Below are 16104 nucleotides of genomic sequence, written 5' to 3' on the forward strand. Positions count from 1 at the left end.
TGATGTTGGCTGAAGAACAGTCGAATGTGTTACAAGTGAGAGATTTACATGTACAGGTAAAAACAAAAAGTGGTGCTACAACCCTCGTTGAAGGTATCAATTTTGAACTTAAGCGCGGAAGAGTACTGGGTCTTGTTGGAGAAAGTGGATGCGGTAAAACCGTTACGAGTATGTCCATTCTTCAGCTTCTTGATCGTAAAACAACAAAGGTTGAAGGAAGTATCATATTACAAGGGAACGAATTGAACGGTTTAGGAGAAAAAGACATGCGTGAGATCCGTGGGAAGGACATAGCTTTTATTATGCAAAATCCAATGAATGCTTTTACGCCTGTTTTTACGATCGGTCATCAATTTGTTGAAACCATTTGTTCCCATACGAAATGGAATAAAAAACAAGCAACAGAGCTGGCCAGTGATGCGATGCGGCATGTGAATTTACCTGATCCAGTTAAACTATTAAAATGTTATCCTTTCCAATTAAGTGGTGGGATGCTTCAACGAGTGATGATCGCAATAGCAGCATGTTTACATCCAGCTGTTATTATTGCCGATGAACCAACAACCGCCCTTGATGTAAATAACCAGAAGAAAGTGCTGTACCATTTAGATAAAATTCGTGCTGAATATGGTACAGCCATTTTATTAATATCCCATGATCTCGGAGTCATTGCTGAAATGGCAGATGAAATAGCCGTTATGCAACAGGGCAGAATTGTAGAAAAAGCGGATGTGTTCCAACTATTTGATGAGCCACGCCATGAGTATACGAAAAAACTTTTAAATGCACGCTCAATTTTACATTTAGATGAGACGGCCATCTCTTTAGCTTGAGTGATGATAGGCATTTATGAGGAGTGAAAAAATGAGTTTATTGCAAGTAAATGAAGTAACTCATAGCTATGGTACCCGAGCGCTTTTTAATTGGAAAGGTCACTCCCAAAAAGTGCTTTCTAATATATCTTTTTCTTTGGGGGAAGGAACCTGTTTAGGAATGCTTGGTACGAGCGGAGCTGGTAAAAGCACGTTGGGAAAAGTCATTCTAGGGTTAGAACGGCCTCAATTGGGGCAGGTTCTATTTCAAGGGCATGATATCTATACAGCAGACAAGCAAACACGTCAAAACATTCGCCGTGATCTTCAGGTTGTTTTTCAGGATTCATATTCGGCGGTCAACCCTCGAATGTCCGCCAGGCGTATTATTGCAGAGCCACTAGAAAACTACGAAAAGCTAACAATAACCGAAATGAAACGCATTGTTATTGAATTATTGGAAAGGGTAGGGCTGAGTGAAGGGGATTTAAACAAATATCCTCATCAATTTAGCGGCGGCCAATTGCAGAGAATCAATATTGCAAGAGCTATCGCACTCAAGCCCAAGCTGATTGTCTTAGATGAATCTGTAAGCAGTCTAGATATGGTTAATCAAACCCTTATTTTAGAATTACTAAGAGAGCTAAAAGAAGACTTCGGGTTATCCTACTTCTTTATTACACATGATATTAAAGCTGCTTATACGATTAGTGATAAGTTAGGTGTACTCGAAAAAGGAAAATTAGTCGAGCTTTACGATTCGAAAAATCAGTTTTTCACTTCAGAACATCCGGTAGTAAAGGAAATGAGAGATTCTATACTTGCCGAGCACCCGCGTTTTCGATCAGTTAGAACAAGGGCTTAGCCATATATAACTTAACAGCATCTACATTAAATTAAATTCCAAGCGCAACAAATACAATTATGCTGCATTGGAAACACTCCAGAACTTTAGGATCTGGGGTGATTTTTTTTTTCTCCCCCTAAGGTTATTTTAGTACTTTATCATATTGAGGTATTTGTTATTTACCTAAAAATAACAAATGATTGACTTCTTATTTATTTTACTTATAATTACATTCAAATATATATTTGAATGTTATGGGTGTAAAGGAGCTGATCATGTGGAGCATTATGAAGTTGCAATTGTTGGAGCAGGCCAGGCTGGAATTACAATCGGCTATTATTTAAAAAAAGAAAAGGTTCCATTTATCATTTTAGATAAAAACGAGAAGGCAGGAGATTCATGGAGAAAAAGGTATGATTCTTTAATTTTATTTACTCCGCGAAAGTATAGCAGTCTTCCTGGATTACACATGAACGGCTTACCTGAAGGGCTTCCGACAAAACAAGAAATGGCCGATTATTTAACTGAGTATGTTAATTATTTTAAGCTGCCTATCCTCAATAATGTAACCGTAGAAAAGCTAGATAAAATAAAAGGTTTTTTTTATTTGGATACCAATAAAGGCATTGTAGGAGCAAAAAAAGTCGTTATTGCTACGGGAGCATTTCAAAAACCATATGTGCCGTCTTTTGCGAAAACAGCAGAAGAAAGCTTCTATCAACTTCATTCAGCTGCCTATCGATCTCCGGATCAACTACCGGGTCATTCTGTATTAATTGTAGGAGGAGGAAATTCGGGAGCACAAATTGCAGTGGAGCTGTCAAAAGAAAAAACAGTGACAATAGCTGTTAATCATCCATTTAAGTTTTTACCTTTGTATTTATTTGGTAAAAGCATATTTGATTGGTTGAAATTCACTGGTCTTTTATATGCAGGTATTAATACAACAAAAGGAAATTGGTTTAGAAAACAAAAAGACCCCGTTTTCGGTCAGGAATTGAAAGCATGTATAGAACAGGGGAAAGTTGATGTAAAGCCCAAAGTAATTGGTATTGAGGGGAAAACAGTAGTCTTTCAGGATAACAGCCAACAGTCATTTGACAGTATTATTTGGTCTACAGGTTTTGTTCCTTCATATGACTGGATTACGGTCGAGGGTGTGGTTTCGTCAGAGGGAAAACCTATTCATGAAAGAGGCGTAAGCCCAATTAAAGGGATGTACTTTATTGGGCTGCCCTGGCAGCATCAACGCGGCTCCGCTTTAATTTGTGGAGTTGATCTTGATGCGAAGTTTTTAATTCATCGTATTCTTGAAAAGGATTAATGTTGTCATCAAAATTAGCAACTGAATGGAAATATCCTTACTAAAACCTCCACACAGGATGCTACTTATCATTTACTGTGCATGCTCTATAACATAAATATTTCTGTTTCACCGTTGTTAGCAGAATTAGCTGCCCAGTTCATTGTGTCTCATATATCTGGATACAATCATTGATAAACTTCGAAAACACACGATTTACCGAAATCAATTGGTGAATAATTATTTATCGGGCTATGATTCTTACAATGATGAAATGGTAATTTTTAGCTGACTGAAGCTTCCAGCCCATAGATCAGGAACAGATTTTGAGGCCCTTGCTTTAAAGCATGGTGTTGAAGCAAATGCTGCTGAACGATTGGCAATAGGAAGCAGTATTCCTAAGAGAGTCGTTCGTCTATCTATTTGTGGGCCTGAAACAAATGAACAATAAGAGAAGGGTTTCATCATTTTACAGCTATTATTTAAAAGTCTTTAATTAATTTGTATGCCACACATTTTTGGGATTGTGTGGCTTTTTTGGGCATGTTACCATAACATCAATTGATTTCGAGGAGGTTATAGCGATGAGAATTCCTATTTATCAGATTGACGCGTTTACAAATGAACAATTTAAAGGGAATCCCGCAGCAGTATGTCCACTAAATAAATGGATAAAAGATGATGTAATGCAGAAAATTGCAGCAGAAAATAATTTATCTGAAACAGCCTTTTTTGTTAAAAAGGATAAGGGGTATGAATTAAGGTGGTTCACTCCAAAAGGAGAAATAGATTTGTGTGGGCACGCCACACTGGCATCTGCTTTTGTGATCTGTACGTATCTAGATCAGAAGGTAAAGGATATAGCGTTTTATACAAAAAGCGGGCTCTTAGAAGTGTCTCGGGATAATGGGTTGTTTACACTATCTTTTCCTTCCAGAGAAGGAGAAAAGTGCAATGCTCCAGAGGCACTTATTAAAGGCTTAGGTAAAGTACCTGTAGAAGTGTATAAGTCCAGAGACTATATGGCCGTATTTGATACGGAGCAGGACATTTTGAATCTTGAATTAAATATGGATGAATTAAAAAAGCTAGATGCTTTTGGCGTAATTGTAACAGCTAAAGGAAAGGAAGCAGACTTCGTATCAAGATTTTTTGCACCAAAGGCTGGAATAGATGAAGACCCTGTTACTGGTTCTGCTCACTGTACATTGATTCCTTATTGGAAAAACAAATTGAATAAATGTAAATTTACTGCATGGCAGTTATCAGAAAGAGGCGGAAAATTGTATTGTGCTGATTCAGGTGAAACGGTAAAAATGTCTGGAGAAGCTGTCTCTTATCTAGAAGGATATATAACTATTTAGATACATTTACTCAACAAATAAAGAAACTTATTAAGCTAACGGGCGTGCAGCTGAAGAAAGTAAAACATAAAACCCGCTTCCAAATATAAGATAAGTGCAATTATGCTGTATTTCTAATATAAAGTGAATTGTTAAATAATCGGTAAAATGGACAATCTGTTTCAAGGATATACTTATACATGAGAAAGGGGTGAGAATAATAAAAAAGTATCTTATATTTTTAATTTGTTTTGCTGTATTGTATATGATAGTTCAAACCGGAACAGGTCTATTTCTCACAGCGTGGTACACGCCCGATCTTTATTCAACAAGGGGGAATCCAGGTCCAGAAGTGGCCTTTGGACAAGCCTCTTCAAGCTTCGTTTTTATCATATTCCTAACAGCTACATTCGCTTATTTTCTTTCTCAAAAAGTATACAAACAGCCTAACTAGCCTGTTTAAAATATGGTTTAGAACATGATGTTCACAATGTAAGAGTATCATTAACTTATAGGGTATTTCTCCCTCAAGATAAGCGAGAAAAGCTTCAAGCTTGGTCCAACGGTCATATTTAGTCATAAAAAAGCTGCATCTTCAATTGTTAATTATGTTTAACAATTGGAGATGCAGCGCAAAAATGGTCCTTTTTCTTCTTCTAAAATAAATTGTTATTCAACAGTTCGTCCATTCAGGCAAGCAGCGCGAATCTCAGCTTAAGATAATGTGAGGAAATCGGCTCCAGGGCTCTCGTAGTTACAGTGAGTGATTGACTGGTAAAGCCAAAAGTGGGATTGTCTCGCAATGCCGGGAAGGAAGAAGATGCATAAAAATACAAATAAGCATTTGCCTGTACCTATAGTTAAAAGGATGTCTTTTTGTTTTGTTTTTTGTTAGACTTTTAAATTCATATGGAGAGGTATTTCTTTTTGGTTAGCCCGTAATCCCTACTTTTACACAGATAGTAGCGTTATGCTTATGTAAGTTAACCTTCATTTTCATCCAACAGAAAAATGGATGAAATTAACATATAGTCAATCAACAGTACTTCTACATAAATAAACAATCATATTTTCAGGCTCACTAGCTATTGAGTATCAAGAGATGATGATTTTCTGTTTTCTTCCTTAATTAAAATTCACTTAATGACCTATACTCCATTAACAGGGCTGGTTATTAATGAATATCTCTCTTTTTAAAACGCCCTCCACGAACTTCTGTAATGTCTCCTACTGCCAAAAAAGCATTTGGATCTAACTCTTCCACAATCCCTTTTAACTTAGCTTCTTCCAGGCGCGTAATAATACAAAAGATTACTCTTTTTTCGTCGCCTGTGTAAGCTCCTTCACCATTGAGAAACGTTACCCCACGCCCTAAACGGTCATTGATGGCCTCCCCAATTTCCTGAAAATGATCACTGATAATCCAGGCGGATTTAGATTCTTCCAGCCCGGCAACCACCGTATCAATTGTTTTGGAAGCAATAACATACGCTAAAATCGAATACATCGCACGATCCCAACTAAAAACGAATCCTGCTGCACTTAAAATAAATACGTTAAAGAACATTACAATTTCACCAACAGAAAAGGGTACTTTTTTATTAATCAAAATAGCAAGAATTTCTGTTCCATCTAACGCTCCGCCGTAGCGAATAACAAGGCCGATACCACTGCCGAGTGCCATTCCTCCAAAGATTGTAGCAAGAAGAATGTCTTCTGTAAAAGGAGGAATAGGATGAAAATAAGCTGTGAAGATTGATAGCATGAAAATGCCAAAAATAGTTGATAAAGCAAAGGTTTTACCGATTTGTTTGTATCCAATGTAGACGAACGGTAGGTTCAAGAGGAAAATAAAGAGCCCCAGGCTCACTCCAGTAATGTGGGAAAGCATGATAGATATGCCCGTAATTCCCCCATCAATAACGTGGTTTGGAACTAAAAAGATTTCCAGGCCTGTTGCCATCAATAAGGATCCAACAGTGATAACAGCTCCTCTTTGAATAATCTCAAATAGTGAAGCCCTTTTGTGCTGTGCTTTTAGTTTTCCTGATTCTGCCAATGTATTCCTCCCTTTCGTTAAATATGTATTGTAATAGTCATACATTTTTGTTTGGAATAGAAAAATATTATTAGAAAAAACCTGCAAAAATAAATATGACTAAATGGATCATAAGATTTAGAAAATTGCCATGTTTATAATACATTCTTTCTTACAGAATAAGAAGTTAGACTTTAAAGAAACGATAGAAGACCAGAGATATAACAAAAACACTTCACTAATTGACAGTTAGATAATAGTTGTACTGAGGAATAAGAAAATTGTAATCGAGGGGATAAGAGTAAAAAAAATGTGACAAACCATCATTCAGATAACAGGGCATCTGATGAATCAAAACTTTAACGAGTACCTGCTCTAATCCTCTTTTATTTTAAGTTCTCACTTTTATTATTATACTACGTAGCTTGCCTGGGAAGAAAGGCTGCATATCATCACACTGCAACGAAACTGACAGGTTATATGAATATCCTTTGGAAGGTCCGTTCGTAAACGAGTGACGCCATCCATAATCTAAAGTATAATTCATTATAAAAAGGCTAATAGGACGTGAGTATAGAGTGAAAAAAATAACGGTTGAAAACTTGGTTGAAAAGTTTTCATTAAAAGTACTGGCTGGTGAAGATCAGCTACAGCAAGTCATTACGCAGCCACGAGTGCATCGTCCTGGTCTTGAGTTTGTTGGTCATTTTGATTTTTTTCCAACAGAACAAGTTCAAATTTTGGGGAAAAAGGAAATTACGTATTTACATAAATTAAGCCATGAAGAACGTAAGCTCCGAATTGGAAATATTGTTCATTATCATCCGCCATGTTTTATCGTAACGGCTGGTGAAGAGGGACTTACTTATTTAATTCATCATTGTACAGAGCAGGGAATCCCTTTGTTAGTAACAAATAAGCCACAGATCACTTCAGAGTTTATCACCAGATTGGATTACTATTTAATAAAGGAACTGGCGTCCGAAATGGCGGTGCACGGAGTTTGTATAAATGTGTCAGGCATTGGGATATTACTTCGTGGAAGCTCGGGAGTAGGGAAAAGCGAGACAGCGCACACATTGATTCGCCGGGGACACCGGCTGGTTGCCGATGATATCGTTGTCCTAAAGAGGCTTAGTCCGCAAACAATTCTAGGTACACATGATGAGAAAACCAAAGAGTTTTTGGCTCTCCGCAGTATTGGATTATTGAACGTGGTTCGCTTATATGGTCGTAAGGCGTTTCAGGATGAAACACGAATCGCTCTTGATATCCATTTGACGAAATGGGAGAAGGATGCCTTGTATAATGATTTGGAACAGGAATTTCACTATACTGATTATATGGGTGTTAAAATTCCTTCTATAGAAATCCAGCTTCAGCCTGGGCGTGATGTGGCAGGGTTGATTGAAGCAGCTGCAAACAACTGGTATTTAAAGGAGCAAGGATACAGTGCAGCAGAAGAGTTTATGAGCAGAATTGAAGCTGATATTACGAAATCTGATAATGAATAATTTTTTAAGCCTTGTTAAATGAAAGCATTTTATTGACGAGTATGTATTCATTGGGGATTTTTATATATCATCCAAGCAAGCTCTCCTTGTTCAAACAGCCCATAACGTTCTTTAGGAAAGAGATTTTTTTAAGAAGAGTAGTCAATATGGCTGTTTAATAGAACTCGAAGGTAAGAAGAGAAGGTGAATTATTTCCCTTCTCTTTTTTGATTAAAGAAATTTTCTGGAGCTGTTATCCATTTTATTACTAATAATGGTTTAAAGAGAAGGTGTATTGTATTACCGCTAGTTACTCAATAGTTCATCCGTATAGCTGGGTAAGCAAGGTTTACTTATTTCAGCCACAGTTAAGCAAAACGATTTAAGACAGAGCTTGACTTTTTCTTTTACAGAGGTAAAGAAGTTGAAAAACAGCGCCAGAGAATGATGATGTTATACCAGGTATTCGTTTACCGCCTGCAAGGCTGCTGTAATTTTATCATGCAGTCGGATACTGGCGATTCCGTCATAGGGTGTTTCGCTTTCTGTTACAATAACAATTCGGGCGGCATTCCCTCCCTGATAGGCTTCATCAATTAAGGAGTTGAACGGCCATACTTGAAGAGATGTGCCAAGAACGATAACCAAATCTGCTTTTCTCGCTTCCTGAATCGCTTCAGACCAGGCAAGGTGCGGAAGTTCTTCTCCAAAGAGAGTCACATTTGGGCGAACAGTTCCTTCGCAATCCAAACAGGCATCACTGTGTTCAACCGTAAATTTACTTACATCGTAATCTCGTCCACACCCATTACAAGTGAGGTAGCGAAGATGTCCGTGAAGCTCAAGAACTTTTTTGCTTCCAGCCGCTTTATGGTATCCGTCAATATTCTGGGTAAGGATGGATTGAACCAATCCCTTCTTCTCCCAATCTGCTAAAAGGCGGTGAGCAGCATTCGGTTTATGCTCGGCTGCATCATTCAATCGTTTTGTGAAAAAGTCACGGAACTCGTCTGTCCCTACTTTAGAAGCGTGGGAGATTTCTTCTGGGCGCCTACCGTCCCAGAGACCGCCCTGTGAGCGAAAATCGGGAAGGCCACTTTCAGTCGAGATGCCAGCTCCAGTTACGATAACTGCATAGTTTGACTCTTTCAACAGCTTGGCAATGTTTTTTGATGCTTCCTTTGTCACAATAAGTCCCCCCTAGAGTTTGACGATATTATTCATAATAAAATACTTTAGTTAAAATAAAAAGCAGCCAGGCAAGGCCTGACTGCAGAAATGGATTACCAGCCCCGTATTATAGACCACCATTCAAGAAAATCCATTCAAAAAAGCCAGGAAAGCTCCCACGGCTTTTTAAAAGTACGGATACTCTGCGATATGAAAATAAATGATGAAAACATGACCGAAAAAATTAGCCTACTGTAGAATGCCGTCTGTGCGATAAAGAACGGCAGTTACAGGAAGTCGCCAAACTTCTTTACATTAAGCCAGGGATGGACCGTTTTATATAGACCTATACAAGCAGCTCATCCATATTACTTATGATGAGCTTTCTTTAAAAAGGAGGCAACACTTATTTTTAAAGAAACATACGAACCGATCGCCGCATAGCCATAAAACCAGCCTATAAATAAGCCTGCCTTTAAATGACCTGGATGACTAATTAAGACAGAAATAAGAAGTCCAATTACCAGAGCAATAGTAGGGACCAGGGCTTTGGCTGGTTTAAACTTCAGTTTAATTAACTGTGTTAGAATCATTACAATTGGAACAGCAGTCACTGCATCCCAGAAATTTGTATGTATGGTAGGAAAGTACATGAAGGTATCACCTTTTTACTTACAGCATTCCAATGTTGGAAAGCTTTTATTCGGGGACTTGTCCAGCAAATTATCGCTTAATAAAAAAGCAGCCAGAGAAAGCCTGGCTGAAGAAATGGCTGCGTTCATATGGGGTGGGTTTGAAACTAACAATATCAGTATAACCTTTCAAATGAATATTTATACAAAAGATGAAGAAAAGCCGAGAAAGGTCCCGGCTAAAGAATGTACTTACCTATGTTGTAATTGGAGCTAAAGAATCAACTTATCTACCTGTTCACTATAGTGGAGCGTTTCTTAACTGCCAGGGCCACAATTTAACCCGGCAGTTTCCTGAGTATTTGTAAAAATAGTAAAAGACAAAGGAGAAGCCATTTTAGCTAGAATAGAGAACTTTAAAAAGAATTAGACATTTTATATATAATCTAGATATAATTAGATTGTATTTAAAACGTCATAGCCAGTTGAGCGTTGATCGGGGCAATTTTATCCCGCAGAAAATCTTTTTCCGTTTTAAATATCCGGATTATCCTTGTGAATGGAATGGGTTGGCAGAGGTGAAAGAACAATGCGCCCATATAAAGGAATAAAAAATCAAGAAAAGCTGAAGGATCTATTCTTGATTTTTTATGTTCACATTACGAATTAGGCAGTCTCTTTTCACATTTCCATTAAAAGATACGGTGTCCGCTGCGGATAATTGTCTAAGAATAGAATCGTATTTTATAGGATTAACGGTGGAATGTGAGGGAATACATACTATTGGTATCAAAAATTTTACATAGCAAACTATATTGTTAAAAGGAGAGAGATGAATGGATTCAATCTGGCTGGAGTATGCCTGGGCATTATTAATCCTAATTGGATTAGAAGGATTGTTATCGGCTGATAATGCCCTTGTACTAGCAGTTATAGCCAAGCATTTACCTGAAGATCAAAAAAAGAGAGCAATAAGTTATGGGATTCTTATGGCCTTCGTATTCCGATTTGCTGCACTTTTTGCCATTTCTTTTATCGCAAATGTCTGGCAGATACAGGCGATAGGAGCAGCTTATCTTCTTTACCTGGGCTTAAAGCACGTCATTAAGGCCCGGTTTGGGAAAGAAAATGAGAATATCCGTGAGGACGTGGAAGAAGAAGCAGAACAAGCCGCAGGAAAAGGGTTCTGGCCGACAGTAGGGAAAATTGGTTTAGCGGACCTTGCTTTCGCTATTGATTCAATTCTAGCTGCGGTTGCGCTGGCCCTCGGTCTTCCGGATTCACCGCTTGGTAACTTCGGCGGCATGGATGGAGGAAAGTTTATTGTTGTTCTTCTTGGAGGAATTGCTGGCCTTATTTTGATTAAGTACGCAGCAACCTGGTTTGTCAAGCTGCTTGATCAACGTCCAGCATTGGAAACAACAGCTTATGCCATTGTTGCCTGGGTCGGTGTCAAGCTTGCTGTTATTACTCTTGCCCATGAGGACATTGGTGTCCTGGACCATCATTTCCCACACAGTACCGTGTGGACGCTGATTTTCTACGGAGTATTAGTTGGTATTGCTCTAGCCGGCTGGTTTGCACCGGCTAATAAGTCATTAGAGAAAGAAGAACTGTAAAAGGAAAAAAGATAAAAGCGATTATAGGAACAGGAAAAACATTTATGTAAGCTGAGCAGCATGCCATTGATGAGGTTAACCAGTAAAAACTGGTTAACCTTTTTATATAGGAAGGGTTATATCGGCAGCTAAACTTGTATAAAAAGCGAAGCGATAATCATGCAAGCTGCTGGAAAACAAATAGAGAAAAAGGATAAATGAAGTGAAATTTTTTATAAAAGTACGTTACTTGGTGAATAGTATTGGAAGACAAAATGTTTTTAGGTTTAGTAAAAAACTCAAAGTTCTGCTTTTCAAGAGAAATTCCGATATCCATCATAATCGGTAAGAAGCTGCATAAATTGAAACAGCGTACAGTAGGTATGTCTAAAACGAGCATGCATGAAAACGAAGGAATTGGAGCAGTAGGCCAGGTCAGCAAGCCTACTGAACAAGCCGCCCTAGATCAAAATAAGGATTTGCTACTACGGAATAACCTGGAACATTAGCTTCAGATACACCTTATTAAGGTCATCTATAATATGATAAGATGAACAACTGAGCATACGAAAATGATTCATGCCTATTTTTATACAAGAAAGAAGCGGACCTGGGAGCAGATAACAAAGAGAGCGAATGATTGTGGCTGCTGCAGAAATGCCAGGGCTTTGATAAAAGTAGACTGAAGGGCGTGAATGGCAATGAAATATGTATTTGTAATGAAAGGTGAGGACATTGCTGGTACTTTGCATGGTGTCGGTACCAGTTTCGCCAAAATGACCAACATGCTTCTCTTTAAAGGGTACGGAATTAAATATGTGACCAAAGAAGAATTTCTAGAAGAAGAAGCACGAGAAATTTAAAGCTGCTGTCTAGGTCATAAAACCAATGAAGCAGATTGGGAAATCCTTCAAACAGAATTTAAATAGTAACAGAAGAAAAAGCAGCCATACCATCAAAGTATAAGAAGCTTAATCAAAGAGCAAGTATGATCCAGCAAGGTTATGAAGAGTTAGTAAAGATGATAGGTCGGGCGAGAAAGATGGTCGTATTTGAGGATAAGGGAACTTAAAAGCCTTTCGTGAGCTGGAGAACAATAAAGATTTAAAGGAGATAGCAGAGTAAAAAGCACAGCAACATCGCTGTGCTTTTTTATGTTTCACATTTTGCCATTGTATAGGGCGGGATATTGACTATAAAACCAGATTCATTTGATCGAAAATAATCGAACTATATAAGAATCACGATTGATACGTACAGAAAGAACGTGTGTTTAAGAGAGGTCTTTTTTACAAAGACAACAGGGTAAGCTAACTAACTTACCTTTTTCATCCTTACTTCTGGATAAATTGCTGTGTCCAATAATTTCCATTCGGCTCGTAGCCTACACCAATTTGAGTGAAGTTACTGTTTAAGATGTTTGCTTTATGACCGGCTGAATTCATCCAGGCTTTCATGACTGCTGCAGGTGTTGTCTGCCCCTGGGCGATATTTTCTCCTGCTGATTTATATGTAATGCCAAAATTTTTCATCATATTAAATGGAGTACCATATGTAGGTGAATTATGGGAAAAATAATGATTGTTCATCATGTCTTGAGATTTGATTCGAGCAACACGAGAAAGCTCCCAATTTTGTGTTAATGGTTTAAGGCCCGCCTTTTGACGTTCAATATTCACTAAACGGACAACTTCTTCTTCCATATTTGTTATATTTGTGGAAACCGTCGGAATATTTAGCTTCTGGCCCGGATAAATCGTGTTTGGATTCTTTACCGAGGGATTGGCTGTAATAATTTCTGAAGTTCCAACCTTATATTTACTGGCAATTTTCCACATTGTATCTCCAGATTGAACCGTATAGGTGGTGGCTGCTGAGGCAAGAGATGGCATTAGAGAGACGGTAAGCAGTGTTGCGGCAATAATTTTCTTCATGTTTCCTCCTGAAATTTCTGATTGATTGAATAAGACTTTTCCATTTAAACACAAATCTAGAAACCAACCAATAATCAATTTCTCCCATTAAAAAAAGAATAAGACAATATTGTTATTTATCTACTTGGTTAAGCTATCTGTTTTGGGCAAACCAGTATGCGTGGTGGTAATAATTAGCGAATATTGAGGAGCTTATTGAAAAGCTGGCTGTATGGGCTGAACATGAGTTATTGATCCAGTAAAAGCAGAAGAAAGAGAAGAAGAAAAAAAGCTGTTTTTCAGCGCTTGTATGATGAAATCGGTGAACGCATCCGAGCGTTTTGCGAAAATAGGCGAATAATAATAAAAATCGTGAAAACTTTCCCGGCTACAGTATTGCTAAAACAAAAAAAACATCTTGGGAGATTTTTTATTGTTAGATAAATGAATCCTCAAGATCATTACATTTTCTTATGCCTGTTTGCTTAAAATTAGTATTTTGATTTCTTTATGGTAGCATCCTTTAGTAGAATTTATAGATCAGAGCCAAATTTACCCTTGAGTGTATACTTATATATATGTATATGAATATATGAGTAGATTTATCTACAAGTTCATTTATAGGTTTAGGCGCAGGCTCATTGACAACTGTCTTTTCTTTTTTTGCTTATTTTTTCTTTACATAACTTGTCCATAAGTACGATTTTATTCAGAGGATGTTAGTTTTAAAAGCGAAAGAGCGTACACTTAAAGTAACATCGATAAATATTAATGATTGTTATAACGTCTATTTCATTTTTCCTTTATAATGGGAGTATGAAATAGGTTAGATTAGAAATAGACAGTGATTTTTTGAAAGGGGATACATAACTTTGAATTCAAAATACTTAGATTTATTAGCGCAAAAATACGATAGCGAAGAAAAAGTAGCCACTGAAATTATTAATCTTGAAGCGATCCTTAACCTGCCAAAGGGGACTGAACATTTTGTCAGTGATTTACATGGGGAGTATCAAGCTTTTCAGCATGTGCTGCGAAATGGTTCGGGAAATGTAAAAGTGAAAATTAGAGACCTTTTTAAAGATAAATTATATGAAAAAGAATTAAATGAATTTGCCACATTGGTTTATTACCCTGAAGAAAAATTACAATTAACTAAAAGTCATTTCGGCAATGAAAAAGAATTACATGAATGGTACATAGAAATCATAGAGCGTATGATGCAGCTTATTTCTTATGCTTCCTCCAAATATACACGCTCGAAATTACGGAAAGCACTGCCTAAACAGTTTGTCTATATTGTAGAAGAGTTATTATATAAAACAGATGAATTTAAAAACAAGAAAGATTATTATACAAAAATGGTCCAGCAACTTATTTCACTTGATCAGGCTGATAAGTTGATTATTGGTCTTGCTTATACAACTCAAAGATTGGTTGTGGATCATCTTCATGTCGTTGGGGATATTTATGACCGTGGACCTGATCCTCATAAAATTATGGATACTCTTATTAATTATCATTCCGTTGATATTCAGTGGGGGAATCATGATGTTCTATGGTTAGGTGCTTTTGCCGGTTCAAAGGTTTGTCTTGCCAACATTATTCGTATCTGTGCCCGTTATAATAACTTGGATATTATTGAAGATGTTTATGGAATCAATCTAAGACCGCTTCTGAACCTTGCGGAAAAGTACTATGACGACAATCCAGCTTTTTGGCCAAAGAGACAATCAAACAACAACCTATCGGAGCAGGAACATTTGCAAATCACCAAAATTCATCAGGCCATTTCCATCATTCAGTTTAAGCTAGAAAGCCCGATCATCAAAAGACGCCCGTGCTTTGATATGTCGGAGAGGCTTTTGCTTGAAAAAATTGATTATGACAAAAACGAAGTAACGATTCAGGGAAAAACGTATCCGCTGGAAAATACGTGTTTTGCAACCATTAACCCGGAGCAGCCCGATCAATTATTAGAGGAAGAGGAACAAGTGCTGGATAAACTGTTATTTTCTGTTCAGCATTCAGAAAAACTAGCTAGACATATGAATTTTCTCATGAAAAAAGGCAGCCTTTATTTGAGATATAATGGGAATTTGTTAATACATGGATGTATTCCTTTAGATGAAGAAGGAAACATGGAAAAAATGGTGATTGAAAATAAAACCTATGCAGGTCGTGACTTACTTGATACTTTTGAGCATTATTTACGGTATGCATTTGCACATCCGGAAGAGACCGATGACCTTGCGACGGATATGGTCTGGTATTTATGGACAGGAGAATATTCATCACTCTTTGGGAAAAGAGAAATGACAACCTTTGAGAGATACTTTATTCAGGATAAGGAAACCCATAGAGAAAGAAAGAATCCATACTACTCTTTACGTGAAGATGAGAACATTTGCCGTAAAATCTTAACCGAATTTGATCTTAATCCTGACCAAGGTCGTATTATCAATGGTCATACGCCCGTTAAAGAAATTGATGGAGAAAATCCGATTAAGGCGAACGGGAAGATGATTGTCATCGATGGCGGTTTTTCCAAAGCGTATCAATCAACAACAGGTATAGCTGGATACACTTTGCTATACAATTCCTATGGGATGCAGCTGGTCGCTCATAAACATTTTAATTCAAAAGAAGAGGTTTTATGTAAAGGAACGGATGTTTTATCGGTAAAAAGGCTGGTAGATGAAGAATTAAAGAGAAAAAAAGTGAGAGAAACGAATATTGGTGAGGAGTTATTACAGGAAATCTCCATTTTGAATAATTTGAGGGAATATCGTTATATGAATTGACATTAGTTATTACACTTTGATTGAGTTCAAAATGGAATACAAGCAAGAAGGACGGCTTAAAGAAGTAGCGCCAAACAGCTAAAATCTTCATCAAGAGATCTAACCGTAAGACAAATACAAAAAGAAGAGCGGCTGGTTAAAGCCGCTTTTT

13 protein-coding genes are annotated in these 16104 nt (G+C 37.4%); 9 read left to right on the forward strand and 4 right to left on the reverse strand.

Annotation, left to right across the window (positions count from 1 at the left end; all coding sequences use genetic code 11):
- Positions 1 to 5: 5 nt before the first annotated feature.
- The 4 genes from nikD to VP97_RS11805 all read left to right on the forward strand — a co-directional run bounded on the left by nikD (position 6) and on the right by VP97_RS11805 (position 4326).
- Positions 6 to 833, forward strand: coding sequence for a nickel import ATP-binding protein NikD (nikD, locus tag VP97_RS11790; protein WP_156153478.1), 828 nt, complete (start codon positions 6 to 8; stop codon positions 831 to 833).
- A gap of 31 nt (positions 834 to 864) precedes the next feature.
- Positions 865 to 1677 (forward strand): nickel import ATP-binding protein NikE, encoded by an 813-nt coding sequence (gene nikE / locus VP97_RS11795; protein WP_050182083.1) that lies wholly within the window; start codon positions 865 to 867, stop codon positions 1675 to 1677.
- A gap of 259 nt (positions 1678 to 1936) precedes the next feature.
- Positions 1937 to 2983: a flavin-containing monooxygenase gene (locus VP97_RS11800; RefSeq protein WP_050182084.1), complete on the forward strand. Its 1047-nt coding sequence runs from the start codon at positions 1937 to 1939 to the stop codon at positions 2981 to 2983.
- A gap of 563 nt (positions 2984 to 3546) precedes the next feature.
- Complete coding sequence (locus VP97_RS11805) at positions 3547 to 4326, forward strand: PhzF family phenazine biosynthesis protein (RefSeq protein ID WP_050182085.1); 780 nt, start codon at positions 3547 to 3549, stop codon at positions 4324 to 4326.
- Between the two features lie 1153 nt (positions 4327 to 5479).
- On the opposite strand, the gene VP97_RS11810 is transcribed toward VP97_RS11805, so the two are convergent.
- On the reverse strand, positions 5480 to 6364 hold the full coding sequence (locus VP97_RS11810; RefSeq protein WP_050182086.1) for a YitT family protein: 885 nt from the start codon (positions 6362 to 6364) through the stop codon (positions 5480 to 5482).
- Between the two features lie 557 nt (positions 6365 to 6921).
- Between VP97_RS11810 and hprK the strand changes: the two genes are divergently transcribed.
- Positions 6922 to 7857, forward strand: coding sequence for an HPr(Ser) kinase/phosphatase (gene hprK / locus VP97_RS11815; protein ID WP_050182087.1), 936 nt, complete (start codon positions 6922 to 6924; stop codon positions 7855 to 7857).
- Positions 7858 to 8289: 432 nt separating this feature from the next.
- Here the strand turns inward: hprK and VP97_RS11820 are convergent, their stop codons facing one another.
- Together VP97_RS11820 and VP97_RS11825 are read right to left on the reverse strand one after the other, a co-directional pair.
- Positions 8290 to 9024, reverse strand: coding sequence for an NAD-dependent deacylase (locus VP97_RS11820; protein WP_245629880.1), 735 nt, complete (start codon positions 9022 to 9024; stop codon positions 8290 to 8292).
- A 350-nt stretch (positions 9025 to 9374) separates the two neighbouring features.
- Positions 9375 to 9659 (reverse strand): hypothetical protein, encoded by a 285-nt coding sequence (locus VP97_RS11825; RefSeq protein ID WP_050182088.1) that lies wholly within the window; start codon positions 9657 to 9659, stop codon positions 9375 to 9377.
- 815 nt (positions 9660 to 10474) lie between these two features.
- Between VP97_RS11825 and VP97_RS11835 the strand changes: the two genes are divergently transcribed.
- The 3 genes from VP97_RS11835 (at position 10475) to VP97_RS23835 (ending at position 12099) form a co-directional block, all read left to right on the forward strand.
- Complete coding sequence (locus VP97_RS11835; protein ID WP_050182090.1) at positions 10475 to 11257, forward strand: TerC family protein; 783 nt, start codon at positions 10475 to 10477, stop codon at positions 11255 to 11257.
- Between the two features lie 242 nt (positions 11258 to 11499).
- Positions 11500 to 11745 (forward strand): hypothetical protein, encoded by a 246-nt coding sequence (locus VP97_RS11840; protein ID WP_156153479.1) that lies wholly within the window; start codon positions 11500 to 11502, stop codon positions 11743 to 11745.
- A gap of 186 nt (positions 11746 to 11931) precedes the next feature.
- Positions 11932 to 12099, forward strand: coding sequence for a hypothetical protein (locus VP97_RS23835; RefSeq protein WP_156153480.1), 168 nt, complete (start codon positions 11932 to 11934; stop codon positions 12097 to 12099).
- Positions 12100 to 12570: 471 nt separating this feature from the next.
- Here VP97_RS23835 and safA read toward each other — a convergent pair whose 3' ends face one another.
- The gene (gene safA, locus VP97_RS11845) at positions 12571 to 13170 is read right to left on the reverse strand and encodes a SafA/ExsA family spore coat assembly protein (RefSeq protein ID WP_050182093.1); all 600 of its coding nucleotides are present in this window, start codon (positions 13168 to 13170) and stop codon (positions 12571 to 12573) included.
- An 851-nt stretch (positions 13171 to 14021) separates the two neighbouring features.
- Between safA and VP97_RS11850 the strand changes: the two genes are divergently transcribed.
- Positions 14022 to 15953, forward strand: coding sequence for a fructose-bisphosphatase class III (locus VP97_RS11850; RefSeq protein ID WP_050182095.1), 1932 nt, complete (start codon positions 14022 to 14024; stop codon positions 15951 to 15953).
- Positions 15954 to 16104 lie beyond the last annotated feature (151 nt).

The sequence above is a fragment of the Domibacillus robiginosus genome (assembly GCF_000966195.1).
Classification (GTDB): Bacteria; Bacillota; Bacilli; order Bacillales; family Domibacillaceae; genus Domibacillus; species Domibacillus robiginosus.